This window comes from Pseudoalteromonas sp. UG3-2, assembly GCF_037120705.1.
In the GTDB taxonomy this organism is placed as follows: Bacteria; Pseudomonadota; Gammaproteobacteria; order Enterobacterales; family Alteromonadaceae; genus Pseudoalteromonas.
Window position 1 is genome coordinate 2,864,196 of record NZ_JAWLJU010000002.1, and the last position, 26,083, is coordinate 2,890,278.

Genomic DNA, 26,083 nt, shown 5'->3' on the forward strand with positions numbered 1-26,083 from the left:
TGTTTAGGGGCAAGTTGTAAGTAGCGTGGGGCGTCTAAGCCCCAGTTTCGTGATGATATTTACTCATGAAGGCCCTATATTAGAGCCGCAGAGTGGCTTAGTTGCCGTTGATGGTCGCAACTTCGGCATCGCTTAATGGCCGATATTCGCCCGCCGCAAGGTCTGGATCTAGCTCAATGTCGGCTATGCTTTCTCTATGAAGTTCAACAACTTGATTGCCAACTGCAGCCAACATTCGCTTCACTTGGTGATACTTTCCTTCGCAGATAGACAAGCGCAATGCATACTTATCAAGTTGCTCAACCTTTGCCGGCAAAGTGGGGTGCTTTTCGCCGTGAAGCTCAACTCCTTGTTGTAAATCAAGCAGTGCCTCAGGCGTCAGCTCATCACGGCTTTCTAACACATAGGTTTTAAATTTTTGTTTTTTAGGGGCGGTGATTTGATGCGACCACTCGCCATCGTTAGTAATAAGTACTAATCCTGTGGTGTCTATATCTAAGCGACCTGCGACATGAAAATCTTTTAAGTTCGGCTCGTCCAACAAATCAAACACGGTTGGGTATAAATCGTCCTTATTGGCGCACACATAACCGGCTGGCTTATTGAGCATGAAATAGCGTAAACCAAGGTACTCTAGCCGTTCGCCGTCCAGTGTTATACGGTCTTCAGCACGTACCTGAATGTCGCCTTTTTTGACGGTTTCGTCGTTGACGGTAACCCGCCCTTTTTTAATAATTGCTTTTACTTTGCTGCGCGGTAACTCGGCAACATGGCTCAAAAATTTCTCCAATCTACATGGAAACTTCATAATCAATTAACTCGAATAAAAAATTAGTTTTTGCGGTATATCTCGGGTAATAAATCGTAGCAATGCACCGATAACGCAAATTGTTCAGGGACCTTAGCCTGTAACAACTTAAGTGCGGCCTCTGCCAAATCTTGTTTTTGCGCCGTGGTTCTGCCCGCCATTAAATGAATTTGCAAATGAATAAAACCTTGCTTGTCATTTCCTAATTGAAAATCACCAAATGCCATGGCGCGAGTTTTTACTGAGGCTGGGTCAAACAGGCCATAAGCACAAGCAAATTGTTGCACTTGTGAAACCAATGCTGCGGTTTCAATAGGTAAGTTATCTGAATGTTCGAGCACAAAGTGGGGCATGTTCTACTCCCGAGGTTTTGCATTGAGATCAGAGTTTATGCTATTTATCAGGGGTTATTCCAGAAAAGACTGAATTATTAGCTATGTTATCTCTATTTAAATCTTCGCCTTTGTTAAGTGAAGAGGAAACCCAGTGGCTTATTGATACTTTTGTGTGGGCGTTTGAACACTTTGATGGTGAGTATTTTCTTAGCCAAAGCAAGATCATTACACCCACAGTAGAGTGTTTTCCTGAGCCGGTTTCTAGCATTGAAGAAATGGCAAGCGTAGTGTTTGCCCGGGTTAAAAGCTATGCGGGGTTGCAAAATTGGCCCATACAGGTTGTCAGTCCGGCGCAAATGAGTGCGGCAGGAGCCATGCCAAAATTGCAGCTGGGGACGCCATTAAGAGGTGAAAACGCTCAAGTTGCAGGGCCTGCGGACGCCGTAAAGGTGTCGTTTAATCCTAATCAGATTAATCAACCCCAGGACTTAGTGGCCAGTTTTGCCGGTGCCCTTGCTAGAGTACTCATTTATCAGCGTGGCGTGTTGCCACCGGGGGGCGAAGCACAAATCGATGCTGCGTGTGATGTCTTGGCAAGCTTTTTTGGTTTTGGTGTTATGGTATCGAATACGGTGTACCATTTCCGCGGTGGTTGTGGCTCATGTTATAACCCTTATGCTAATCGGCAAGCGGCTTTGACCGAGCAGCAAAGTGTTTTTGTGCATGCCTTGGTGTGTTACTTCAAAGGGGAGAAGCACGGTCACAAGCATTTAAAGTCGCATTTAGTCGGACAGTTTAAAAAAGCCACTAAGCAAATTCGCAGCCTGATTAACAACTCAGAACGCGGTGACTTGTTAGCCTTACAGGAGCACGCCCATGCTCGCTTACCTGGATGAGTTTATTTTAATCGCTCTGGCGCACTTTTTTGCCGTTGCCAGTCCAGGTCCTGACTTTGCAATAGTTCTAAAGCAAAGTGTCCAGCAAGGTCGAGCCAACGCGCTGTGGACCAGTGCTGGAGTTGGCGTTGGCATACTCGTGCATGTCAGCTACTGCCTCTTAGGTGTGGCGTTGTTGTTATCACAGTCGCCGTTGTTATTCACCAGTGTACAGTATTTAGCGGCAGCGTATTTAGCTTACCTAGGTGTGCAAGCGTTGCGCACGGCTAAACCGCAGCCGCAACAAGCAAACACGGCTAAAGCTGCGGCTATTGAGTCACATTGGCTGGCGTTTAAACGCGGCTTTTTGGTTAATGCCCTAAACCCAAAAGCAACGCTGTTTTTCCTTTCACTTTTTACCCTAGTGATTGAACCCAGTACGCCCACTGGGGTGCAGCTGTTTTATGGCCTTTATATGGCGCTGGCGACTTGGCTGTGGTTTTCGTTTTTGTCTTTAATATTATCTAAGCAGCAGGTGCGGGCGTTTTTTCATCGTGCAGGGCATTGGTTTGACCGCGGCATTGGTGTGATATTGTTGCTGCTTGCAGTAAGATTGGTGGTGTAATGACGGATAGAAATATAATTAACTTTAGTTTTGGCTCGAATATGTCAACCGCAAGGTTGTTAGCGCGTCTACCGCAGGCGCAGCTGTTGGGGGTCGGCAAACTGAGCGGTTACCGCTTAACCTTTGATATGCTCAGCACCGATGGCTCAGCTAAGTGCAGTATTACTACTTGCCATCCTAGCAGTGAAGTGTATGGCGTGCTGTATGCGCTAAATCATGCTGAAAAACGCCGTCTCGATGAAATTGAGGGCAGTCGCTATCATTGTCGCAATTTAGCGGTTGAGCATCTGGGTTACGGCCATGTCGAGGCATGGTGCTATATTGCCAATACGTTTATTGAGCAGCAGCTGCCATATGACTGGTATGTGCAGCATGTTTTGGCGGGAGCCAGAGAGCACCAACTGCCGAGTGACTATATTAACGCGATTGCAGATCAGCAACACCATATAGACCCTGATACCACTAGGCGTGCAAGGGAGCTGGCAATTTATAACTTTTAATGACCATGGTAAGTTGCCGAAATGAGGCAGTGCCATATCATCTTAAGCTTACTCAAGGATAAACAATGAAAATAAAAAAATGGTTACTATCATCTGGGCTGCTGGCTGTTAGCGCTCTAAGCACGGTGGCCAGTGCCACGGTGATTCAACAAGATGTCGATAAGGCTGTCAAGCAGGCTATGGAGCGCTTTGATATTCCAGGCCTGGCGATTGGTATCGTGGAAAACGGCAAGGTTGTTATGACCAAAGGGTATGGTGTTACCCACTTAGCCAACCCCACGGCGGTGAATGCCGATACTTTATTCGGTATTGCTTCGAATACCAAAGCATTTACCGCGGCGGCACTGGCAATGTTAGTGGATCAAGGCAAGCTCAACTGGGATGATAAAGTGATTCAACACATCCCTGAATTTACCCTTTATGATGCCTATGCAACGCGAGAAATGACCATTCGCGACTTATTAAGTCATCGCAGTGGATTGGGGCTTGGGGCCGGTGACTTAATGATTTGGCCTGATACCGATAAGACCATGGCCGAGTTAATTGCTGGCATTGCTAAGCTAAAACCCAGCTCAAGCTTTCGCAGTCAATACGCCTACAACAACTTAATGTTTGTTATGGCAGGGGAGGTGGTAAGCCGAGTCAGTGGCAAAGATTGGCGTGATTTTGTTGAGCAAGAAATGTTTGTGCCCTTAGACATGGATGACTCCAAGGCTGGTTTTTCACGTATTCCCAGCAGCAATACCAACTGGGCGACTGGCCATATTCCAATGGACGGCGAGCTGACGCCGTTTTTTGTTAACTATCTCGAAGATTTTCGTGGCGCAGGTGCCATTGCCTCCAATGTTGATGATATGACTAAGTGGTTACAAACTCAGTTAAATCAAGGAGTCATGCCATCTGGAAAGGTGCTATTCAGTGACAATCAGCAACGGCAAATGTGGCATCCGCACATTATGCGCTTACCCTCAAATAAAGCGGCAGCAACGTACCAACAACAATTTAAAGGCTATGGCTTAGGCTGGGGCATTGAAGACTATTTTGGCTATAAGAAAGTAGGCCATGGCGGCGGCATTTTGGGCATGGTGTCACAAGTGGCGATGATCCCTGAGAAAAAGCTAGGCGTGGTGATATTGTCGAATCAGCAAAAATACCCAGCGTTATCGGCTATCGTTAATGAGGTGTTTGAAGACGCCCTTGGACTGGAAGAGAAAGATTGGGTCACCCTGATCGCCGATGACTATTTTGCCAAGCGCGAGGAGCTGTATGCTCAAGCCGGCGTTATTGAGGTTGCCGAGCCGCAACCGGCCTTACCACTACAGCACTACACCGGCACATTAATCAGCGACTGGTACGGTGATGTGGTTATTGAGTTATTGGATGGTGATTTACGCATTGATTTCACTCATACCAAACAGCTCAAGGGGACCTTGCAGCATCACAGTGGCAATACCTTTGTGGTGCGCTGGGATGAACCTTTACTCGAAGCAGATGCCTACATCAACTTTACTGTTGATAAGTCGCAGCAAGTGAGTACTGCCGAGATGGAGTTTGTGAACCCTAAGATCAGCGATTTTAGTTTTGATTTTCATGATTTGGCGCTCCATGCCAAAGACGTTGGTCATTAACGCGACCAAAGTAGCAAAGCCCGTCTGTACGGGCTTTGCTATAGTTAGCGCAGGTAATCTGTTTTATAGGACTGCAAAGTCAAAGGACCAAGCTCATCATGCGCACTGCCATTATTACCCACCCGAATTGTAGAAAACATAAGATGATTGCCGATCACCCTGAGTGTCCGGCACGGCTAGATGCTATTTCCGATCGTCTGTTGGCTTCGGGGTTGGATATTGCTCTGGAGCACAAAAGTGCACCGAAAGCAGAACCTGAGCACTATGCTTTGGTGCACGACCAAGCGATGATAGCCGAAGTGATGAATAAAGTTCCTGAGCAGGGACTGGCTGAGCTTGATGGTGATACTTGGCTTTGCCCCGATTCATTTAAAGCCATTGAGCGTGCTGTGGGGGCTGGATTGCTGGCTGTGGATGAAATACTGGCCGGAGAGTTAGAAGCGGCATTTTGTGCTGTGCGCCCACCTGGCCACCATGCTAATCAAAGCACCTCATCTGGGTTTTGTGTTTTTAATAATGTCGCGATTGCCACAGCCTACGCCAAAAGCAAAGGGGTAGAGCGGATCGCTATTTTAGACTTTGACGTGCACCATGGGAATGGTACCCAAGATATCTTTAACCAAGATCACAGTGTGTTATTTTGTTCACTGTTCCAATACCCCTTTTACCCTAATACCGCCATCGAAAATCACCAATCGTTGATCAACTCACCTTTGCCGGCAGGCGCCGGTGGTGACGATCTAAAAGCGTTATTTTTACAACAGTGGCTACCGAAGCTTGAAGCCTTTGCGCCACAATTGATTTTTATCAGTGCCGGCTTTGATGGCCACTTGGAAGACGAAATGGGTGGTTTGCAGTTTGTCGAGCAAGACTACCACTGGTTTACCGAGCAAGTCGTGGCGTTTGCCAAGCAGCACGGTTGTTTGGGGATTATTTCTTACCTTGAAGGTGGCTATGATTTTTCGTCTCTGGGTCGTAGTGCTGTAATGCACCTAAAAGCGCTGGTGGAAGACAGCTAGTTTACGCCCATTCAGACAGCAGGCTAAACGCTTGAGAGACATCTTGTAGCTGCAGTTTACTGACACAGCACTGGCCTTCGGCAATGAGTTGTTGCTGCACTAAGGCTGTCAACTCCGCCATTCCCAGAGTGGTGACCTTATTCCCTGCCAAATCAAAACATTGACCGTCTTCTAAGATATAAAAGGTATCACGCTTAGTCGCTTCATCAAGGCCGTGTAGACTATCGAAAAACGCGGCTTCAGAGTCAATAAACTCAATACTTTGGTCTAATACCAGCAGTCGTGGGTAGGTTTTTTTGGCCATAATTTGTTCTCAGTCAAACTCCATATTGGGAGCTGTCAGTATACTGCAAAGCTCAATAATATTGCGAGAGTGTGCTTATGGTTGGTGATTCGCGCCAGTTACAGATTAAAGAAGTGTTTACCAATGAGCTGTTGTGTTGTGATGAACAAACCAGCTTATACGATGCGGTGGCAAAAATGCGTGCTAACCGAGTGAGCTCTATCTTTATTACTCAAGATGACAACATCGTCGGGATCTGGACGGAGTCGGATTGTGTTAAGTTAGACTTTAACGACAAAAACTTTACCCAACGCGCCATTAGAACCGTGATGACCACACCGGTTCAGCGTATCACCATCGATAAAACCCTCAGTGAAGCCACGGTAAAATTCCATCAGCTTGGGATCCGTCATCTGCTGGTGGTCGATGACCAAGGTAAGCCATGTGGTGTGGTTTCCCTGTCTGATATTGTCCGCAGCCAAGGTCTTGACCACTATTTACACTTTCGCCCTATTGAACAGCATTATGATGCCAATGTCATGATCCTCGACAGCGAAGAGTGCGTTTCTGTGGTCATTGCCACTATGCGCGAGCATAAGCTCACTGCGGTGCTGATCTACAATAAGGCGTTAGACGAATACGGGATCATCACCCAGCGCGACATTGCCTATATTATTCTTAATCCCGATTGGCGTCAGCCATGCTGGCAATTAGCCAGTTACCCTATGCTTGCTACTACCCCCAAAGACAGCTTATTTGACGCTTACCGCTTAATGACGGTTAATTCTATCCGGCATTTAGTGGTTAAGTGCCCTGATACAGAGCAAGTGATTGGCTTGCTAGCACTGAAAAACGTGTTGACCGAAATAGAAACGGCCTATTGCAGTGAACTGGAAAAGGTTTTGGTACAGCGTGATATTGCATTGCAAAAATCGCAAAAGAACCTGTACCTCGCGAACCGTATCATTGATGCTTCCTTAGATGGCATTATGATCACCAAAAGCAATGGCGAGATCATGCAGATCAACCCTGCTTTTACTGCCCTTACAGGTTATAAAGACTACGAGGTGATTGGCAAAAACCCCAATATGTTAAGCTCGGGACTGCATGATGAAACCTATTATGAACAAATGTGGCAGGCGCTGAAAAGCAATGGCGTGTGGCAAGGGGAGATCTGTAACCGCAGAAAAAATGGTGATGTGTATGTTGAGTGGTTGACCATCATTGAGATCAGAGAGCCCTCTAGCGAAGAAGTATTGTATGCGGCGATTTTCAGTGACATTACCGAGCGTAAAAATGCCGAAGAGAAGATAGCACGGCTAGCTTACTTTGATGAATTAACTGGCTTACCGAATCGACGTTTATTCTATGATCGGCTCTCGATGGCGCTGGCTTCGGCACACCGTTACCAGCAGCAACTTAGCGTTATGTTCATCGATCTCGACCGCTTTAAAGAAGTCAATGATTCCCTCGGCCACAGTGCTGGTGATGAGCTATTAGTGCAAGTCAGCGAGCGAATTAAAGGGATCTTAAATGAGGGTGACACCCTAGCGCGGTTGGGCGGCGATGAGTTCGTGGTGTTGCTCACCGAAGTCAATGGCATGTCAGAGGTCACAGACTTTGCTGACTCGGTTTTGATGGCGCTCTCGGCGCCATTCCAATTAGGAGATATGCAGGTGGCTGCCACCGCCTCCATGGGCGCGGCAATTTACCCCGATGACGGTCACGACTCTGAAACCTTGTTAAAACACGCGGATGTTGCCATGTATCGCTCCAAAGAAGTGGGGCGCAACTCGTTCCAGCTGTTTGAAGCGTCAATGAATGCCCGTTCGTTTGAGCGCTTGTCGATGTTAAGTCGCTTCCAAAAAGCGCTTGAGAACAACGAATTTGAACTGCACTTTCAACCGCTTCAGTGTCTTAGCAGTAGTCGAATTGCCAGCGTTGAGTGTTTGCTGCGGTGGCAGGATCCCAATCTTGGTACGATTTCACCGGGGCAGTTTATTCCCTTGGCTGAGGAGCTTGGGCTTATCATTCAACTGGATCAATGGGTGATTAATAAAGCCTGTCAGCACCTAGCGCAATGGCAACGAGATGGCATCGATATTGAGCGTATTGCCATTAATATCTCCGCCTCTCATGTTAGTCAGGGGGATCTTTATGGCTGCATTCTCGAGGCCTTGAATAAACACCAGGTGGAAGGTAAATACTTGGAACTGGAACTCACCGAGAGCAGCTTTATAAGTAACTTACATGAAGCGAAATACACCCTGAAGAAATTAAAAGAGCTGGGCATCCGCCTCGCCTTAGATGATTTTGGCACCGGTTATTCAGCGTTGAGTTATTTAACCAAATTACCCATTGATACTTTAAAAATAGACGCCAGTTTTATTGCCAAAATCCCTGATGAGTACGGCAACAGCGAAATTGTCAGTGCCATTATTGCCATGGCCAAAGCGCTGAAATTGCATGTGGTCGCTGAAGGGGTCGAAAAGGCGGTGCAGAAGCGTTACCTGCGCAAGCTCGGGTGTCATAGCATTCAAGGGTACGTCTTCTGCAAGCCGTTGGCAGAAGACGCATGGAGTGAGTTTTACGAGTCAGAGAAAGTGATTTCGTAAGAGGTAAACTTACGAATATTAATGACGCCATTATCAAAAATAAGATATTGGCCCTTAATACCTTGTAACACGCCGCTGACGACAGGATCTTTATCAAAGTTAAACGAGGTAATTTTGCTGGGGTGCTCAGTTACTGGGAAGGTAAGATCCACCACTTCCTCATCTAAAACCTCAATGGCGGTGGCGCCAAATAACTCCGCCAGTTCGTCGAGTTTGCCCTGAATGTGTGGGATTAGCTCGGCGGCTTTGGCTTTTAAGTCTATTTCGGGGTTTATGCCTTTTAGCATGTTGCGCCAGTTGGTTTTATCGGCAATAAACTCGGCCAGTGCCACTTCAACTAAACCAGATTGATGACGGGTTTGTACTTTAAAAATCGGCAGTGCTTGTGTCGCTCCTTGGTCAATCCAGCGCGTAGGAACTTGTGAGTGGCGGGTGATCCCCACTTTCAGTCCTGAGGTATTGGCAAGGTAAACATAGTGGGGGATCATGCAATTTGCTTCTCCCCACTCAGGCTCGCGACAAGTGCCTTGATCAAAGTGACAAGTCTCAGGTTTCATAATGCACATGTCGCAGCTTGCCAGCTTTCTCATGCAGACAAAGCAATGGCCCTGAGAGTAGCTTTTCTTGGTTTTTTTACCGCAATTACTGCAAAAAATATTGCCGCTAAAGGTTAAGGTAATGTGTTTACCAAAGTAGTCATTCAGTGGAACCAAATCCTCGCCAACTGGGAGTTGGTATTGAACCGGTTCAACCAGCTCGGATTTGAGCTTTTTAAGTGTGCCTTGAACTTGCATCTGTGCCCCTAGTGATGCTGATAGCAATCCGGATTAATACTTGCTCAATTTGACGGAGCAAATTCGACGTTAACTGCGTTAAAAATTCCTTATTTAGAACAACTAAATAGCAAAAATTTCGCCTAGTTATCGACCGAGTTTTCTTACCTCAAATAGAGCTTTTAATTAAGCGGCTTGATATCAAAAGTCGTAGCATAGCAGATCTAAAAAGGCCAGCATAGTTGCTGGCCTGATGTTAGTTTGGGGGTTAGCGCTGTTGCTTAGCTTTCCCGAACAACCGCACGGTGAGCGATATCAGTACGATATTCTACGCCATCCCAGTGAATGTCTTTCACCAAAGAGTAGGCGCGTTTTTGCGCTTCAGTCACGGTGTGTCCAAGTGCCGTTGCACATAGTACACGGCCACCGGCAGTAACCACGTTCTCGGCATCGGTTTTGGTACCCGCGTGGAATACTTTTTCGCCTTCAGGGTAGTTGACCTGTAAACCTGAGATAACATCGCCTTTAGGGTAGCTACCAGGATAGCCTTTAGCCGCCAATACTACGCCTACTGCAGCGCGAGGGTCGAAGTCGATGGTGGTTTTGTCCAACTCTTCACGGTTCGCCGCTTCAATTAGCTCAACTAAATCAGACTGCAAACGCAGCATGATAGGCTGGGTTTCTGGGTCGCCAAAACGACAGTTGTATTCGATCACCTTGGGTGTACCGTCAGCGGTGATCATTAAGCCTGCGTATAAAAAGCCAGTGTATGGATGACCTTCAGCAGCCATACCCGCTACGGTTGGGTTGATCACCTCTGCCATAATGCGGTCGTGAACCTCAGGGGTTACTACTGGGGCAGGAGAGTATGCACCCATGCCACCTGTATTTGGCCCTTCATCGCCATCATAAGCGCGTTTGTGGTCTTGGCTAGTGGCAAATGGCAGAATATTTTTACCGTCAACCATAACGATAAACGAGGCTTCTTCACCTTCTAAAAATTCTTCAATTACCACGCGGCTGCCAGCTTCACCAAAGGCATTACCAGCCAGCATATCGCGGATAGCGGCTTCAGCATCGGCTTCCGTCATTGCCACAATAACGCCCTTACCAGCGGCTAAGCCGTCGGCTTTAACGACAATGGGAGCACCTTGTGCTTTGACATAGGCAATGGCTGGCTCGATTTCTTCAAAGGTTTGATAAGCCGCCGTAGGAATATTATGGCGAGCTAAAAAGTCTTTGGTGAAAGATTTTGAACCTTCTAACTGCGCTGCCGCTTGGGTTGGACCAAAAATGGCCAGACCCGCTTCACGGAAGCGGTCGACCACACCCAGTACTAACGGGGCTTCAGGACCCACAATGGTAAGCTCTACTTGCTTTTGCTGAGCAAAATCAATTAATGCATCAATGTCTTCAACGGCAATTGAGACATTTTCTAACTTAGGTTCTAGGGCTGTACCAGCATTACCTGGTGCAACAAACACTGTTTTCACAGCGGGGTTTTGTGCGGCTTTGAACGCAAGCGCGTGCTCACGTCCGCCGCTGCCAATGACAAGTACATTCATGGCGAAGTTTTCCTATTAAAGCTTTTTGAATTTTAAGGTCATGCGGTCGCTTTCCCCAATCGCCTTATATTGCGCCGCTTTTTCTTCTCCCAGTGCTAGACGAGGAGGAAGTGTCCATACCCCTTTAGGGTGGTTGGCGCTATCTAGGGGGTTGGCGTTAATGTCGCTGCTTTCTACTAATTCAAATCCAGCTTGCTTTGCAATATCAATCACATAACTTTGTTTCATGTAGCCTGATGATTTTTGATCAGCCAGTTTACGATGCTCTGGCAAGCGGTGTTCAACCACACCTAAAATACCACCTGGCTTGAGGGCTTTATTAAACGCTTGAAATGCGCTTAATACGCCTTCATCGCCTTTGCCCATATACCAGTTATGAACGTTGCGGAACGTCAACACCATATCGGCACTGCCAGCTGGGGCAATGTCGGAGTGGCTTACCGGTGCAAACTCGGTGATCTTCACTTCACTGAAATCAGGGTTAGTGGCGACCTTTTCTTTATAGCCTTTCAGCGAGCGCTGATAATAACCAACCTCAGAGTCCGCAGGGAAGTGGGCGGCATAGTAGGTGCCTTGGCCTTTTACTAATGGTGCTAGGATTTCACTATACCAACCGCCGCCAGGGGCGATTTCAACCACTGTCATGCTGGGAGTAACACCGAAAAACGCCAGCGTTTGGGCTGGGTTGCGATATTGGTCGCGGGCGCGATAGTTGTCGCTACGGTTATCGTTATCGACTGCTTTAACAATAGCGCTTGGTAGCTGTGCAGATGTATCTGATTGCGTCGCTTGGCATCCTACTAGGGTAGTAAAAACCGCTGCAGCGATAAGAGACTTAATACCTAGGTTCATCATTAGTTTCCTTCATTCTGTTATGATTATGCTATCACCAGAGTACTGGAAATGAGTGAAAACAAAAAGCGCGAAACGGTGAGTTTCGCGCTTTAATGTTTAGTGGCGGAAGTGGCGCATGCCAGTAAAGACCATGGCCATGCCCGCTTCATCAGCGGCAGCAATGACTTCTTCATCTCGCATTGAGCCGCCGGGCTGAATAACCGCCGTAATGCCGGCCTCTGCCGCGGCATCGATGCCATCGCGGAATGGGAAGAAGGCATCTGAAGCCATTACCGACCCCGGCACTTCTAAGTTTTCATCAGCCGCTTTAATACCGGCTATTTTAGCCGAGTAAACGCGACTCATTTGACCCGCACCCACACCAATGGTCATGCCATCACGGGCATAGACAATGGCATTGGATTTAACAAATTTAGCGACCTTCCAGCAGAACAACAGATCTTTTAACTCTTGTTCAGTAGGCTGGCGTTTAGAAACCACTTTCAGGTCATCTAACCCCACCATGCCTTGATCACGGTCTTGCACTAAGATACCGCCATTGACGCGCTTGATGTCAGTGCCGGTGGTTTTGGTTGACCATTGGCCACACTCTAGTAGGCGTACGTTCTTCTTCGCTGCCACGATCTGTGCCGCTTCTTCAGAAATGCTTGGAGCAATAATCACTTCTACAAACTGGCGCGCAACAATGGCTTCTGCGGTATCGCCGTCTAGCTCACGGTTAAAGGCAATAATACCGCCAAACGCTGAAGTAGGGTCGGTTTTAAAGGCACGGTCGTAGGCGGCAAGAATATTGTCATCTACCGCAACACCACACGGGTTCGCGTGCTTCACAATAACACACGCCGGTTGCTCAAATTCTTTCACGCATTCAAGCGCGGCGTCAGTGTCGGCGATGTTATTGTAAGATAACGCTTTACCTTGTAGCTGCTTCGCGGTGGCAACTGAGGCCTCTTCAATGTCGTTTTCAACATAGAAAGCGGCGTCTTGGTGTGAGTTTTCACCGTAGCGCATGTCTTGCTTTTTGGTAAATTGCATATTGATGGTGCGTGGGAACTTGGTTTCCTCGGCAGCTTCTTCGGTGTGATCTGGTACCATCTTGCCGAAGTAGTTGGCAATCATGCCATCGTACTGTGCGGTATGCTCATAGGCGGCAATAGCAAGGTCAAAGCGGGTTTTATAAGTAGTTGAGCCCTGGTTGGCTTTCATCTCATTGATTACGCGGCCATAGTCTTTGGCATTAACCACAATGGTAACGTCTTTGTGGTTTTTTGCTGCGGCACGAACCATAGTTGGGCCACCAATATCAATATTTTCGATAGCGTCTTCCAGTGAGCAGTCAGCTTTCGCAACTGTTTGTGCGAAGGGGTATAAGTTGACTACTACCATGTCGATCGCTGAAATATTATTTTCAGTCATCACGTCTTCGTCTTGGCCGCGACGTCCTAGAATACCGCCGTGAACTTTCGGGTGAAGTGTCTTTACGCGACCATCCATGATCTCTGGGTGGCCAGTGTAATCAGAAACTTCTGTTACCTTAATGCCGTTGTCTGCAAGGAGTTTACAGGTACCGCCAGTTGATAAAATTTCAACGCCTTGGGCTGCAAGGGCTGAGGCGAATTCAACGATACCGGTTTTGTCTGACACGCTTAATAGGGCGCGACGAATTGGACGATGTATATCCATGATGGTTCAGGTTTCCTCAATGATTAGTTAAGGGCTAGCTTAGAAAGACGCTATTTTAACGCATTATGGCGCAGAAGACGATGCATATTGCCGTGATAAAGGTGAGAAAAAAGTGATAAAGAAAGGATAAATGTCCGTTTTATAGCTTTTTGTCTGGGCTATTCAGTTACTTTGCTGCAAATTGTAAGGGGTTATTGACTGTGCTTCGGCTAAGAGCAAGTCCAGAACATCCAAGTGTCACGCAGCGACATATTAGGTTTGATAGTTTCAGTAGGCACCAGTGGTAAGCTGGCCAACGGTGCAGCGATCTTAAAAAATTACTTAGTGAGTCAATACGAGTGCAGCTTTATAACCATGCATCGCGCCTGGTCTAAGCTTAATCCGCTTAATTAGTTTAGCTTGTTTATGTGGTGTGTTTAATTGATGTTAACAGTTGTTGCTTTTGTGTTTTTCTGTTGTTATGTTGGTCGTGTTGCTCATTTAATGAGTAGCTTTACAAATATATAAGTTCTACAACAGAATTTTTTTAAGGAATATACAATGTCATTTATTTTAAAACATAGAGAACATTCAGAAGCCGCTTTCCAAGAATTGCACGCTGAGGAATTAGAGAAAATTGCTGGTGGTGCGGCGCAGCAAAAGGCTTCAATGAATACTTATACCACTGGGGATAAGGATGGAGATGGAAATATGGATTTTGATGGATCCGATGATTAATTTATCCATTTGACTAGTTACTTCCGATAGTTTTTTGTTGTTATCGGAATTTAGAAGAAGTTTACATATGAGCAACTTAGACAGAGCAATTCTAATACTTGGCACGGAGGACGATCCTCATGTATCCAGAGTGTCCAAAAGACTTCAAAGCCACTTTAAAGCAAACGTAATAACGCTAGATTATTTGAATGGAGTAAAGTTTTCTTGCTCATTAAATCAGCATAATGAGCTAAAAGTTGTTATTGATGGTCAAGTTCTGCCTAAAAAGCTTTTGATTTGGGATCGAGATAAAATTTTACCTGGCACTCACGCCTACTTAAAGGGTGATGATAATAATAGTAAACACTGGGCAGCAAGAGAGTGGAAAGCTTTGTTTAAGCTACTTTCAGGCTTTAACAAAAGCTACACTATTAACACCTTAGAGGCTAAAAGTTGCCTATTAAAACCTTATCAGCAGATTATTGCCCATGACTCAGGCTTTTGCACTCCCACCACGTTAATCACAAACCATAAGCAGGATTTAATTCGTTTTTCTGAAGAGAGTCAAAGCGGTTTGATCATGAAGTCTCTTTCGGGTGGAAATTTTGTCAAGGTACATGATGATGGCAGTGAGTCCTATCAAAACGTGATGACCATGCGTGTGTCCGAATCAACTATAAGAGAGCTAGATGAACAAGATTTACAATATCACCCTCATTTTTTTCAAAATGAAATTGATAAAGAGTATGAACTTAGGGTTGTTGTGATTAACCAAGATATCTTTGCTTTTTCAATAAACTCTCAAGAAAGCTCTTTAACAGAGTTAGATTGGAGAAGAGGTATATCTAAGCTAGATTACGAGCTAATTAAGCTTCCGGAGAGTACTATCAGTTGCATCAATAAATTTATGAAAAATATGAAGCTCTTTACGGGTAGTTTAGACTTGATAGTTGATAAAAAAGGCCAGACATTTTTTATCGAGTGTAACCAAGATGGTGCATGGGGCTGGCTGGATGATGTTTTATCTGGTGATATTGCGAATTCATTTGCGAAGAATATTTTTCAGAGATTAAGTGAACTTTAAGCGTATGCTGTTTTGTTTTGCAAATAGGTATTTAACTTTTACAATTTTTATTATACTTCTTAGCTGTTCTTTCAGCTGTTTTTCCACACCCCTCCAAGAACAGAAATTTAAAGCTGCATTTCAAAAGCACCAAGCAATTCCATCACTAGAAAATTATATAGAACTAAGAAATAGCTATTCATTAATCGATAGAGAGCAGACTGACTTGCAAAAGCGGTGGATGTTTGCTCAGCAGATAGCTGCAGTAGACACATTTTATGGTCGATACATAGATGCTGAGAGTAGGTTATATAAAGTAAGGCCTAACTATGGTAAGGCCAAACAGTGCCCAGGCGATAGCGACTCAGCTGTAGCAGCGATAGAGACTCTAAGCACACTTTTAAATGACACTGAGCTACTTTTAATTAATGAGTCTCATACGCGCTTATCAACTCGAAGTTTTAACTTAAGAATATTAAGTATGTTAAAAGGAAGTGGGTTTACCCACTTAGCTATTGAAGCTCTTTCTGATCGAATTGAGACAAGTCAGGTGTTAAGAAATTGGGTGCCTCAAGCAAATGGTGATTTCGGTTACTACACGAGTGAACCTTTGATGGCCGAAATTATCAGGGAAGCGCAGAAATTAGGCTTTGTTCTAATTGCTTATGATGATTTCCCCAAAGGAGGCAGAGAAGCACGGGAGGAGTATCAGGCGACATCTATTGCAAGTATAGTTAATGACAATAAAACGGCCAAGGTTGTGGTGTTAGCTGGTTATTCTCATATTTACCGTAATAACGGTTGGATGGCTGAGCGGTTGGTGAGAAAGATTAACAAAAAGCTTCTATCGGTAGATCAAGTAAGGTTTTTAAATGGCTGCTCTAATTTTGAGCAAAGCATCCGCTTCCCTTATTTTATTCAGGATAAAGAAGGGAATATTTGGAGTGATAGACCTGATAGGGTTGATGTAAGTGTGATCCATAAAACTATTATTGATCCACAAACTAGAAGGCCCTCTTGGTTGGGCTTAAATAAAAAATACAAACCAATAAAGGTAGATAAAAGAGAGTGTAATAATAGCTTTCCATGCTTAATTTCAGTGTATTATTCAAATGAAAGTAACACCGCCACTCCTGCCGCAAAAAGATTTTTGGAAAGTGAGAATGACTCTAGTTGGATTTTTCTCGCTCCAGGAAAGTATAGATATAAAATTGTGAATAATGATGGAAGAGTAAAACGCCGAGTTTTTTCAGTAGCTTATACAGGGGGAGAGTGAGGGAAGCAAAACTCTGTTTCAAACGATAACGCCTAAATATCTATGTATTTATTTAGAGGAGAGTATCAAAGTAGGTCGCCTACTGCGATAATACCATGTTTCAATTTTGGGTTGGCATTGTCAAGCTTTCAACGTATGCACTGTCCCAGTATAAAGCAGTTTCATCAAGCCACTTTCACTAAGGAACCGTATTTAGTTTTGTTAAGTTAAGAAAGTTAAGGGCGCTGTAACCTTCCAGAAAATCGGGGCTGTTATTAGTAGAGAGTTCTGATGTAATAAAAATAAAGTAATGGCATTTTCTATGCGCAAATCATGATATCTAGACAGTCAGCTCCTGCGATGTTGAAGCAGAAAATGATACTGCTGTATACCTAGCTAAATAAGCCTACTAAGAACACTTACAACGAACTTTTTAACAGCACAGTTCGTCATGCATGTCGCCACGCACTAGATTTACATGCGTTAAGTAGGCACAAAAACTTGCTAATGAATGAGTTTGAATATATAACAACGAAAGGCCAAATTATGGCCATTGGCTGGATCCCACCCAAGTTTTTAACGAAAGCGGTTCACTAGTTCTACTAATAACTGCTGCTTAAAATGGGGAAACTACAATTCCGCTAGTCCTACTCACTAAAAGTATGTTTATATCCAAACTAGTTTTTTAGTTTACGTCATAAATCAGGGATAGCGTTATTTAACTATTTTTTATGGCTAACACTAAGCGTAGATTATTAAGACATTTTATTTAGAGGTTATATGAAAAAAATCGTTGCAGCAGTGCTCACTCTGGGTTTATCAGGTTGTGCTAGCACGCATATTCAAAAGGGAGTTGATGTCTCAAAAAAAAGCAGTTTCGCGGTGATAAAAACAGAGACAGAAAAGGAACATACGTTTTTAACCGGGCTCGATCAGCGTGTTGTAATAAAGTCTCTTAATGGAGAAATGTTAGCGCTTCCCGGGAATGTTTATCCTGCCCCAGATGTTTTAAATGTTGCAAGCGGTGTCCACAAGGTAGAAGTCCAATATCGCTATAAGAACTCATACGCAAACGGCTGCGTCTGGATAGATGCTAAAGCAGGCAATAGTTACTTGATAAGAAGAAAGCTTGTAAACTATGCAGTGACGTTCTGGGTTGAAAATACAGATACCAACGAAGTGGTAGGTGGTATTTGCGGTACGGAGCCTACATAAGCTTTATTTAGGAAGTTTGCTTGGAGTGAACTCAATTGATATAAAGGACTACTAATTAAGCTAGATTGAATTCAGCTGATGATTCTTATTAAGAAGCTGTTGATCTGTATATTCGCCGGATTCGTTTGAGCATCGGGCTTTAAAAGATCAACAGCTCTAGTATTATTTAGCTAGCTCTAGTTCATGCCGTATTTTTTCAACTTCTTGCGCAGTGTGCCACGGTTGATACCTAGTAGGATCGCCGCACGCGTTTGGTTACCACGAGTGTAAGTCATCACCTCTTCTAACAAAGGTGCTTCAAGCTCAGAAAGAACTAACTCATAAACGTCTTGCACGTCTTGACCATTAAGCTGCTTCAAGTAGTGGTGCACAGCTTTTTTTACTGCATCGCGCAAAGGTTGCGGTTTCTCTTGTGACTGAACGTGAGCGTTAGTAATGAATGGAGAAGTCACATTTTGTTCAAACATCGTTATGTCTCTTTCTTAGTTAGCCTGTAGGGGAAAGTGGTGTTACTTACCCCAATGTTTCAAAATAGTTTTCTAATGCTTGGACTTGCGCTTGTGGCGTTTCCAAGGCATTGAATACCCGCCTAAATTGACCTTCGTGGTCATGGGCTTGCAAATACCAAGACACATGTTTGCGTGCGATACGCGCTCCCATTGGCTCACCGTAGAATTGATGAAGGTTCACTAAGTGCTCCATCATTATTGCCTTCACCTCTGCTATCTCAGGTGTAGGCAAGTGCTCTCCGGTGCGCAAATAGTGGTCTATCTCTCGGAAAATCCAAGGACGACCTTGGGCGGCTCGACCAATCATGATGGCATCTGCGCCCGTATAATCCAAAACCTGTTTGGCTTTCTCTGGCGACGTGATATCACCATTAGCAACCACAGGGATAGATACTGAACGTTTTATCTCTCTTATCGTGGCGTACTCCGCTTCCCCTTTGTACATGCATTTGCGCGTACGGCCATGTACGGCAAGCGAGGCAATACCTCGACGTTCAGCAATTTTCGCAATCTCAACCCCATTACGGTTATCGGTATCCCAGCCAGTACGAATTTTCAAAGAAACTGGTACATCAACAGCATTCACGACTGCTGTTACAATTTCTTCTACTAACTCGGGATACTGTAATAATGCAGAGCCTGCGAGTTTTTTGTTCACTTTCTTAGCGGGACAGCCCATATTGATATCTATGATCTGCGCGCCATTTGCTACATTAAACTGAGCCGCTTGCGCCATCAGCTCTGGATCAGCGCCAGCTATTTGCACCGAACGTATGCCCGACTCACCACTGTGATCCATGCGATTTTGCGACTTATCGGTTTTCCACACTTTTGGATTTGAAGACAACATTTCCGAAACCGCCAGCCCGGCACCAAGTCGACGACATAACTGCCGAAACGGTCTGTCGGTGATCCCAGCCATGGGCGCTACGATAAGATTGTTTTCAAGTTGGTATGGACCAATTCGCACTTCAGTTTAATCCGCCTTTCTTCAAGGGGCGCTAAGTTTACGGTTTTTTTTGCAAAAATCAAAGGTTATAAATTGAACATAATTGTTTTTTTTTTGAGCTTGATGGGTTGACTTTTGATAACAACCTGAGAGTAATGATGATTTGCTCTAAAAATATACAAAGTTGACTTTCTGTGGACTTTCTGTCTGCAAAAAATGGCCTGTAAAAAATGCGTAAAGCCTGTTAAATACAGGCTTTACCAGTTATAAACTACTAACTTTTTGCGGTTGTGCGAGATTGCAATTTTGAGCCGTGATTGCGTTACTTTTTCACTCCGCTCACCCGAGTCCATTCGCCTTCTTGAGCCACCTCATCCAAATTCAGGAAAGGGGCATACACATCAGCAACGCTTTGTGCTTGCTCTGCTAGGATCCCTGACATGGCAATCTTACCGTGTTCACCTAAGAAGCCTAAGATCACTTGGTGGAGCTCACGTAGTGGCTGGGCAAGAATATTGGCGACAACGATGTCGGCGGTAAACTGCGGCTGGTTTTCTGGTAAGTACACTTCCAGTTGCTCGGCAACGCCATTGCGTACGGCATTATCACGACTAGCGAGCAATGCTTGGGGGTCAATATCAATACCGATCACGCGCTCGGCGCCCAGCTTAATGGCAGCAATACCTAAAATGCCGGAGCCACAACCAAAGTCGACCACGGTTTTGCCGCTGAGGTCTTGTTGTTCTAACCACTGTAAGCACAGTGCCGTGGTGGCGTGTGTGCCGGTGCCAAACGCAAGACCTGGGTCCAACAGCACGTTAACGGCGTCAGGCTCGGGAATATCGCGCCAGCTCGGGCAGATCCATAAACGCTCACCGAACTTGATAGGGTGGAAGTTATCCATCCACTCGCGTTCCCAGTCTTTGTCCTCAAGCTGCTCTAACTTGTATTTTAGTGATTTATCATGCAGAGCTTGTAGATAGTCAACCACGGCTTGCATATCGTGACTGGCATCGAATAAACCAATAACTGTGGTCTCTGGCCATAAAATGACTTCGCCGGGCTTAGGTTCGTATACCGGGTTATTTTGGCTATCCATAAACGTGACCGAAGGACAGCCAACGTCCATCAGTAGGTCGCTAAGGGCATCGGCATCGGCTTTATCAGCATCAATTCGGATTTGGATCCAGGCCATGAGTGTTTACCTTTGTGTTGCGGTTACTATTAACTATAAAAAAGGCCGCTACATAGCGGCCTAGTCTTATTCTGCTATCTGTTAGCCTTTAACATCTAAAAAGCTCTTTAACAGATCTGAGCGTGATGGGTGGCGTAGCTTACGCAACGCTTTGGCTTCAATCTGACGAATACGCTCACGGGTAACGTCAAACTGCTTACCTACCTCTTCAAGCGTGTGGTCGGTGTTCATGTCGATACCAAAACGCATCCGTAGTACTTTGGCCTCACGTGCTGTTAGTCCTGCTAACACCTCGTTGGTGGCACCACGTAGGCTCTCCATGGTGGCAGAGTCAATTGGTGAGTCGATAGTGGTATCTTCAATGAAGTCACCAAGATGTGAATCTTCATCATCACCAATGGGCGTTTCCATGGAAATTGGCTCTTTGGCGATTTTCAGCACCTTACGGATTTTGTCTTCTGGCATCACCATGCGCTCTGCTAACTCTTCTGGGCTAGGCTCACGACCCATTTCCTGTAGCATTTGACGAGAGATACGATTGAGTTTGTTAATCGTCTCTATCATGTGTACTGGGATACGGATGGTTCTTGCTTGGTCAGCAATCGATCGAGTAATTGCCTGACGGATCCACCAAGTAGCATACGTTGAAAACTTATAACCACGACGATATTCGAACTTATCTACCGCTTTCATCAGACCGATGTTACCTTCTTGGATCAAGTCCAAGAACTGTAAGCCACGGTTGGTGTATTTTTTCGCAATGGAAATAACCAGACGTAAGTTGGCTTCAACCATCTCTTTCTTCGCGCGGCGAGCTTTCGCTTCACCAATGCTCATACGACGGTTGATGTCTTTAATGCGCTCGATACTCAGGCCTGTGCCTTCTTCAAACGCTTTCAATTTATTAATGCAACGCTCAATTTCAGGTTTCACTTCAGCTAGTTTTACTGAGTGTTTCTCACCTGATGCGATTTCAGCATCGATCCAAGCAGTATCGGTTTCGTTATTAGCAAAATGCTTAACAAACAGTTTCTTTGGTAGCTTCGCTACTTGAACCGCTTGTTTCATGATGATGCGCTCTTGTACACGCACTTTGTCCATCATGTCACGCATGTTATTGACCATGCGATCGAACTGCTTCGGTACTAGTTTGAAGGTACGGAAGTGATCACCGATTTCTTTAATCGCGGCTTGTGCATCTGGGTGTGAACGGCCTTTGCTGGCAAAGATTTCACGGGCATTGTTATACAAAGAACGCAGGCGCTCGAAGTGTTCACGAGCTTCTTCAGGATCTGGGCCTGAATCGCCTTCTTCTTCGTCGTCATCGTCATCGACGTCGTCATCTTCGTCTTCTAAATCTTCGTCACTTAGCTCAGAGCCAATGTGAGTTGCCGAGATAGGAGCATCACCATCTTCCACGGCATTAGGATCAAAGAAACCAGAAACAATGTCGCTTAAGCGCATTTCTTCGGCTTCAAATTTATCCCACTGCTCAAGTAGGTAAGTGATCGCTTCTGGGTACTCAGCAACAGAAATTTGTACTTGGTTGATCCCTTCTTCAATGCGTTTTGCGATTTGGATCTCACCTTCACGCGTCAGAAGCTCAACAGTACCCATTTCACGCATGTACATGCGAACTGGGTCGGTAGTGCGGCCAATTTCTTTTTCTACTGTAGCTAGAGCCGCAGCGGCTGCCTCGGCAGCGTCCTCATCTGTTGTGGTTTCTTGCATCATCAACTCGTCAGCATCAGGCGCATTTTCAGAGACCTGAATACCCATATCGTTGATCATGCTAATGATGTCTTCTACTTGATCTGAGTCAATGATGTCTTGTGGAAGGTGATCGTTAACTTCTGCAAAAGTTAAGTAACCTTGCTCTTTACCTTTCTGAATCAGAAGTTTGAGTTGTGACTGAGGAGTTTGATCCATAGAGAAATTTGCTTCCACTCTGAAAAGTTGATACAACAGGCGCCAGCTAAAACACAGCTAAAATTTTGATGACGCAGTGAATAGAACAGTATAGCACCGAAAATCTTGATTGACTAGGGCTTCTAGCGTTTTAGCGCTTGTGTTAACAAGGCCAGCTCAAGCCGTTCCTCTTTGTTTAGTCCTTCGGTTTTGTCCTTAATAGATAAGGTCTCATGACGGTAATTTAAACACTGATCTTCAATAAATTGAAAAGTATCTTTAAATTCTGCTTCCAGTCGCTCTTCACTGACCCCATGTTGCCATACCGCTAACTTTTGCAAGGCACTGAATTCGCTTTGTTCACGAAAGTACTCCAGTAACTGTGCTGTCGTGAGCTGTTGGTTTTGTATACACAGTGATTGCAATTTTAACAACAGCTCAATTCCTGGGATGGCCATTTCAGCCAGCTCTGGCATATATTCCACTTGCCTACCTAGCTGAGGGTGCTGTAACAGTAGGCCAATTGCGCGGCGCATGGGGGTCACTTTAAATTGCCGTTCAATTTTGTGTTGGTGTTTATTGCTTGCCAGCTTAGCGCTCAGTTGTTCACGAGTACGACCGATTAACCGTGCTAGGGTCTCCAGCAGGGTTTCTTGATAATAGTCACTGGGAATTTTATTAATCAGTGGGATCGCATCACTTAATAACTTGGCTTTGCCGGCATCGTTAGTTAAGTCGCACTGTTCACGGAGCTTATTAAAAATGACTTGGGTGTAATCGGTGGCATCTTCGTAGCGGGCTTCAAATGCCGCTTTGCCTTCTTGTTGCACTAAGGAGTCGGGATCTTCGCCGTCGGGCAGAAAGACAAATTGCAGTGACTTACCGTCTTTTAAGTTGGGTAACGCGTGCTCCAATGCTCGCCACGCGGCATCTCGACCTGCGCGGTCGCCATCATAACAGCAGATCACACGATCGGTATTGCGAAACAAGGTTTGCATATGCTCAGCCGTGGTGGCAGTGCCTAGCGCAGCAGCGGCATAATCAATGCCTTGTTCAGCCAATGCCACGACATCCATATAGCCCTCAACGATTAATACTTTTTCGAGGTTTTTATGGGCTTGTTTTGCTTCATAAAAACCATAAAGCTCAAAGCTTTTATGAAAAATACGGGTTTCCGGTGAGTTGAGGTATTTTGGCCCTTGTTCATCGCCCATAATACGTCCGCCAAACGCCACCACGCGACCGCGCTTATCTCGGATTGGGAACATTAAACGATCGCGAAAAAAGTCAAATTGACGACCAGGGGTTTTCTCTGATGCTAACTTTAAATCCAGCAGTTGTTGTTTGTGCTCTGGCTTGCGAGCCACTTGTTGGCATAACGACTCCCATTCTGGCGGTGCGTAGCCAATCATAAATTTTTGTACCGTTTCACCACTTAGCCCACGACCTTTAACGTAGTCGATGACGGCGGCTGCATTGCTGTGGTGTTTTAGTTGGTGCTGATAGAACTTGGCCGCCTGTAACATCAAATCGTAGTCAGATTTTTTTTCTTCGAATGAACGCTGTGGCCCTTGAGGCGCATTTTCTCTGGGAACCTCAAGGTTCATTAGGGCGGCAAGCTCTTCAATGGCATCGACAAATTCGAGCTTTTCATACTCCATCATAAAAGTAATGGCGTTACCGTTGGCGCCACAACCAAAGCAGTGATAGAACTGCTTTTCTCGTGAAACAGTAAAGGAAGGCGTTTTTTCATTGTGAAAAGGACAGCAGGCTTGGTAGTCTTTTCCTGCTTTTTTTAATCCTACACGGCTATCGATTAACTCGACAATGTCTGCTCTTGCCAGTAAGTCATCAATAAATTGTCTAGGGATTTTACCTTTCATGTATGTTCCGTTGTCGACGCTAATTGTTCGACATTATACCAAGTATCAGAAATAAAAAATCAACTTCTCATTATTTGCCAGATAAAATGTCGCAGATAGCAAAGGTGAGTTGGGTTTCAGGGGGAGATGGCCCAAAAACGAAGAAACCGAGCACTGGGCTCGGTTTGCTAAATCTATCATACTTCAGTATGTGGGTTAGGCAGTTAGTCTTTGCTTAATTAAGCCAGACAATTTGCCCATGTCAGCGCGACCCTCGGCTTTAGCCTTGATGGCGCCCATGACTTTACCCATGTCTTGCATGCCAGATGCACCAGTTTGTGCAATCACAGCATCAATAAGCTCAACCACTTCTTCGTCACTTAAAGGTTGTGGAAGAAAGGTTTCTAGTACGCTGATTTCGTTAGCTTCAATTTCGGCTAAATCTTCACGACCAGCTTCAGTATACTGGTTATAAGAGTCGCGACGTTGTTTAACCAGCTTCACCAAGACGGCGGTAATACCGGCGTCATCGAGTGTTACTTGATTGTCGATTTCTCGCTGTTTAATTTCAGCAAGTACCGCACGAACAGCACCAAGACGAGTTTTGTCTTTGGCCTTCATCGCTTCTTTTTGTGCATCTTTCAGCGTAACTAATAAGCTCATTGCAGCAAGACCGTCACTGACTAGTATAATTTAACGCGACGTGCGTTTTCGCGAGAAAGCTTCTTCATGTGACGCTTTACTGCAGCCGCTTTTTTACGCTTACGCTCTGCAGTTGGTTTTTCATAGTGCTCGCGACGACGAACTTCTGAAAGGATACCTGCTTTTTCACATGAACGTTTGAAACGACGTAGTGCAACGTCAAACGGTTCGTTTTCTCTTACTTTAATAACTGGCATTAAAAATTCACCTACCTAATTAATGAGCTAAGCTCTAATTTGGCTACAAAATAGCCAATTGGTTCAAAAATGGTGCGGTATTGTAATCCGAAGCAATAGCGCATGTAAAGTCTAAATTATAGCTAAAACCCGAGCGCCTGTCACATCCGCAACTCGGGCATAACCTAAGTTATGTTCTGCGGTATAACCGACATGTCACTTGGCCTGCTTGTTTTTCTTTTACAATCGTCCAGTTAGCTGGGAACTGGGGGTGAGCCTCGCGCTCAAATTCAACATAAATAAGGGCCTGTTCGCCAAGCCAAGCCTGGCTTTCTAGCAGCTCGCAACAAGGTGCGAGGAGGTTTTTTCTAAATGGTGGATCGAGAAACACTAAATCAAACTGTTGCGCAGAACGATTATGGCCAAGCTCGGTTAATGCATCAGCGTTGATAATGTTGGCATTAGTTAACTGCAATAATTCACTATTATTTTGCAGTTGCTGGGCGGCACAGCGGTCAAGCTCAATAAAAGTGGCCTCAGCAGCAAACCGTGACAGCGCCTCAAATCCCAAGCTTCCGGCACCAGCAAAGCAGTCCATCACCTTGGCATCGCGGACATCCATCATCAACCAATTGAACAGGGTTTCTTTTACTCTATCGGTGGTGGGTCTGAGTCCTTCGATATCATGCACAGGTAGCTTACGACCGCGGTATTGACCGCTGATTATGCGAATAAACCCTGTTGCTTTGCTATGTTGCTTCGGCTTTGTTCTTCTCATGTTAACGTTACTGTATTAATAGCTGTGGTTTATTGCTTCAGGATTTTTCATCCTCGAGGATCGTGGTACACTTGCTGGCAATTTTATCATACATATTTAGGTTGCCACTGCTGGCAATCTCTCGAGCCCAAAACAATGGTTATGCCGGTCTTGCTGCCTTAGAGCAACTGATGAGTCCGGAAACGATGAGTAGTGTATCAATATCAGCGCA

25 protein-coding genes are annotated in these 26,083 nt (G+C 45.3%); 10 read left to right on the top strand and 15 right to left on the bottom strand.

Going from position 1 to position 26,083, the window contains the following annotated elements:
• Nucleotides 1–97 precede the first annotated feature (97 nt).
• Together R3P39_RS15920 and R3P39_RS15925 are read right to left on the bottom strand one after the other, a co-directional pair.
• Entirely contained in the window at nucleotides 98–808 is a 711-nt protein-coding gene (locus R3P39_RS15920) for a pseudouridine synthase (protein WP_336568686.1), read from the bottom strand.
• 23 nt (nucleotides 809–831) lie between these two features.
• Entirely contained in the window at nucleotides 832–1,161 is a 330-nt protein-coding gene (locus R3P39_RS15925) for a 5-carboxymethyl-2-hydroxymuconate Delta-isomerase (RefSeq protein ID WP_336568687.1), read from the bottom strand.
• Nucleotides 1,162–1,244: 83 nt separating this feature from the next.
• Here R3P39_RS15925 and R3P39_RS15930 point away from each other — a divergent pair, with 83 nt between their 5' ends.
• The 5 genes from R3P39_RS15930 (at nucleotide 1,245) to R3P39_RS15950 (ending at nucleotide 5,790) form a co-directional block, all read left to right on the top strand.
• The gene (locus tag R3P39_RS15930; RefSeq protein WP_336568688.1) at nucleotides 1,245–2,039 is read left to right on the top strand and encodes a hypothetical protein; all 795 of its coding nucleotides are present in this window, start codon (nucleotides 1,245–1,247) and stop codon (nucleotides 2,037–2,039) included.
• Complete coding sequence (locus R3P39_RS15935) at nucleotides 2,020–2,643, top strand: LysE family transporter (protein ID WP_336568689.1); 624 nt, start codon at nucleotides 2,020–2,022, stop codon at nucleotides 2,641–2,643. Before R3P39_RS15930 ends, R3P39_RS15935 begins: the two co-directional genes overlap by 20 nt.
• A complete protein-coding gene (locus tag R3P39_RS15940) occupies nucleotides 2,643–3,143 on the top strand; it encodes a gamma-glutamylcyclotransferase family protein (protein WP_336568690.1) in 501 nt (166 codons plus the stop codon). Before R3P39_RS15935 ends, R3P39_RS15940 begins: the two co-directional genes overlap by 1 nt.
• A 65-nt stretch (nucleotides 3,144–3,208) precedes the next feature.
• Entirely contained in the window at nucleotides 3,209–4,771 is a 1,563-nt protein-coding gene (locus R3P39_RS15945) for a serine hydrolase (protein ID WP_336568691.1), read from the top strand.
• A 98-nt stretch (nucleotides 4,772–4,869) separates the two neighbouring features.
• Nucleotides 4,870–5,790, top strand: a complete 921-nt coding sequence (locus R3P39_RS15950; RefSeq protein WP_336568693.1) for a histone deacetylase family protein — start codon at nucleotides 4,870–4,872, stop codon at nucleotides 5,788–5,790.
• 1 nt (nucleotide 5,791) lies between these two features.
• On the opposite strand, the gene R3P39_RS15955 is transcribed toward R3P39_RS15950, so the two are convergent.
• Nucleotides 5,792–6,094: a DUF4144 family protein gene (locus R3P39_RS15955; RefSeq protein ID WP_336568694.1), complete on the bottom strand. Its 303-nt coding sequence runs from the start codon at nucleotides 6,092–6,094 to the stop codon at nucleotides 5,792–5,794.
• A gap of 77 nt (nucleotides 6,095–6,171) precedes the next feature.
• Here R3P39_RS15955 and R3P39_RS15960 point away from each other — a divergent pair, with 77 nt between their 5' ends.
• The gene (locus tag R3P39_RS15960) at nucleotides 6,172–8,688 is read left to right on the top strand and encodes an EAL domain-containing protein (protein ID WP_336568696.1); all 2,517 of its coding nucleotides are present in this window, start codon (nucleotides 6,172–6,174) and stop codon (nucleotides 8,686–8,688) included.
• Here the strand turns inward: R3P39_RS15960 and R3P39_RS15965 are convergent.
• The 4 genes from R3P39_RS15965 to purH all read right to left on the bottom strand — a co-directional run bounded on the left by R3P39_RS15965 (nucleotide 8,661) and on the right by purH (nucleotide 13,564).
• Nucleotides 8,661–9,482 (bottom strand): DUF2797 domain-containing protein, encoded by an 822-nt coding sequence (locus tag R3P39_RS15965; RefSeq protein ID WP_336568698.1) that lies wholly within the window; start codon nucleotides 9,480–9,482, stop codon nucleotides 8,661–8,663. The two genes, R3P39_RS15960 and R3P39_RS15965, sit on opposite strands and share 28 nt — an antisense overlap.
• Nucleotides 9,483–9,742: 260 nt before the next feature.
• Complete coding sequence (gene purD, locus R3P39_RS15970; RefSeq protein WP_336568699.1) at nucleotides 9,743–11,026, bottom strand: phosphoribosylamine--glycine ligase; 1,284 nt, start codon at nucleotides 11,024–11,026, stop codon at nucleotides 9,743–9,745.
• 15 nt (nucleotides 11,027–11,041) lie between these two features.
• On the bottom strand, nucleotides 11,042–11,878 hold the full coding sequence (locus R3P39_RS15975; protein WP_336569335.1) for a class I SAM-dependent methyltransferase: 837 nt from the start codon (nucleotides 11,876–11,878) through the stop codon (nucleotides 11,042–11,044).
• Nucleotides 11,879–11,977: 99 nt separating this feature from the next.
• Nucleotides 11,978–13,564 (bottom strand): bifunctional phosphoribosylaminoimidazolecarboxamide formyltransferase/IMP cyclohydrolase, encoded by a 1,587-nt coding sequence (purH, locus tag R3P39_RS15980; RefSeq protein WP_336568700.1) that lies wholly within the window; start codon nucleotides 13,562–13,564, stop codon nucleotides 11,978–11,980.
• Nucleotides 13,565–14,104: 540 nt separating this feature from the next.
• Here purH and R3P39_RS15985 point away from each other — a divergent pair.
• The 4 genes from R3P39_RS15985 to R3P39_RS16000 all read left to right on the top strand — a co-directional run bounded on the left by R3P39_RS15985 (nucleotide 14,105) and on the right by R3P39_RS16000 (nucleotide 17,793).
• Nucleotides 14,105–14,281, top strand: coding sequence for a hypothetical protein (locus tag R3P39_RS15985; protein ID WP_336568701.1), 177 nt, complete (start codon nucleotides 14,105–14,107; stop codon nucleotides 14,279–14,281).
• Between the two features lie 67 nt (nucleotides 14,282–14,348).
• Nucleotides 14,349–15,344 (top strand): hypothetical protein, encoded by a 996-nt coding sequence (locus R3P39_RS15990; protein WP_336568703.1) that lies wholly within the window; start codon nucleotides 14,349–14,351, stop codon nucleotides 15,342–15,344.
• Nucleotides 15,334–16,599 carry a hypothetical protein gene (locus R3P39_RS15995; RefSeq protein ID WP_336568704.1) on the top strand — a complete coding sequence of 422 codons (1,266 nt, stop codon included), beginning with the start codon at nucleotides 15,334–15,336 and terminating at the stop codon, nucleotides 16,597–16,599. The genes R3P39_RS15990 and R3P39_RS15995 overlap by 11 nt, the downstream gene beginning before the upstream one ends.
• 759 nt (nucleotides 16,600–17,358) lie before the next feature.
• Entirely contained in the window at nucleotides 17,359–17,793 is a 435-nt protein-coding gene (locus R3P39_RS16000; protein WP_336568706.1) for a hypothetical protein, read from the top strand.
• A 176-nt stretch (nucleotides 17,794–17,969) separates the two neighbouring features.
• Here the strand turns inward: R3P39_RS16000 and fis are convergent, their stop codons facing one another.
• From fis to rsmD, 8 genes are all read right to left on the bottom strand, one after another.
• Nucleotides 17,970–18,260, bottom strand: a complete 291-nt coding sequence (gene fis / locus R3P39_RS16005; protein WP_010374122.1) for a DNA-binding transcriptional regulator Fis — start codon at nucleotides 18,258–18,260, stop codon at nucleotides 17,970–17,972.
• Nucleotides 18,261–18,306: 46 nt separating this feature from the next.
• Nucleotides 18,307–19,272, bottom strand: coding sequence for a tRNA dihydrouridine synthase DusB (dusB, locus tag R3P39_RS16010; RefSeq protein WP_336568717.1), 966 nt, complete (start codon nucleotides 19,270–19,272; stop codon nucleotides 18,307–18,309).
• A gap of 301 nt (nucleotides 19,273–19,573) precedes the next feature.
• Nucleotides 19,574–20,446, bottom strand: coding sequence for a 50S ribosomal protein L11 methyltransferase (prmA, locus tag R3P39_RS16015; RefSeq protein ID WP_336568719.1), 873 nt, complete (start codon nucleotides 20,444–20,446; stop codon nucleotides 19,574–19,576).
• 81 nt (nucleotides 20,447–20,527) lie between these two features.
• Nucleotides 20,528–22,375 (bottom strand): RNA polymerase sigma factor RpoD, encoded by a 1,848-nt coding sequence (gene rpoD, locus R3P39_RS16020; RefSeq protein WP_336568720.1) that lies wholly within the window; start codon nucleotides 22,373–22,375, stop codon nucleotides 20,528–20,530.
• A gap of 122 nt (nucleotides 22,376–22,497) precedes the next feature.
• Nucleotides 22,498–24,237 (bottom strand): DNA primase, encoded by a 1,740-nt coding sequence (gene dnaG, locus R3P39_RS16025; protein WP_336568721.1) that lies wholly within the window; start codon nucleotides 24,235–24,237, stop codon nucleotides 22,498–22,500.
• Nucleotides 24,238–24,432: 195 nt separating this feature from the next.
• The gene (locus R3P39_RS16030) at nucleotides 24,433–24,879 is read right to left on the bottom strand and encodes a GatB/YqeY domain-containing protein (RefSeq protein ID WP_336568723.1); all 447 of its coding nucleotides are present in this window, start codon (nucleotides 24,877–24,879) and stop codon (nucleotides 24,433–24,435) included.
• 20 nt (nucleotides 24,880–24,899) lie between these two features.
• Nucleotides 24,900–25,115: a 30S ribosomal protein S21 gene (gene rpsU / locus R3P39_RS16035; protein WP_010362466.1), complete on the bottom strand. Its 216-nt coding sequence runs from the start codon at nucleotides 25,113–25,115 to the stop codon at nucleotides 24,900–24,902.
• 169 nt (nucleotides 25,116–25,284) lie between these two features.
• Nucleotides 25,285–25,872, bottom strand: coding sequence for a 16S rRNA (guanine(966)-N(2))-methyltransferase RsmD (gene rsmD, locus R3P39_RS16040; RefSeq protein ID WP_336568727.1), 588 nt, complete (start codon nucleotides 25,870–25,872; stop codon nucleotides 25,285–25,287).
• Nucleotides 25,873–26,083: the final 211 nt, after the last annotated feature.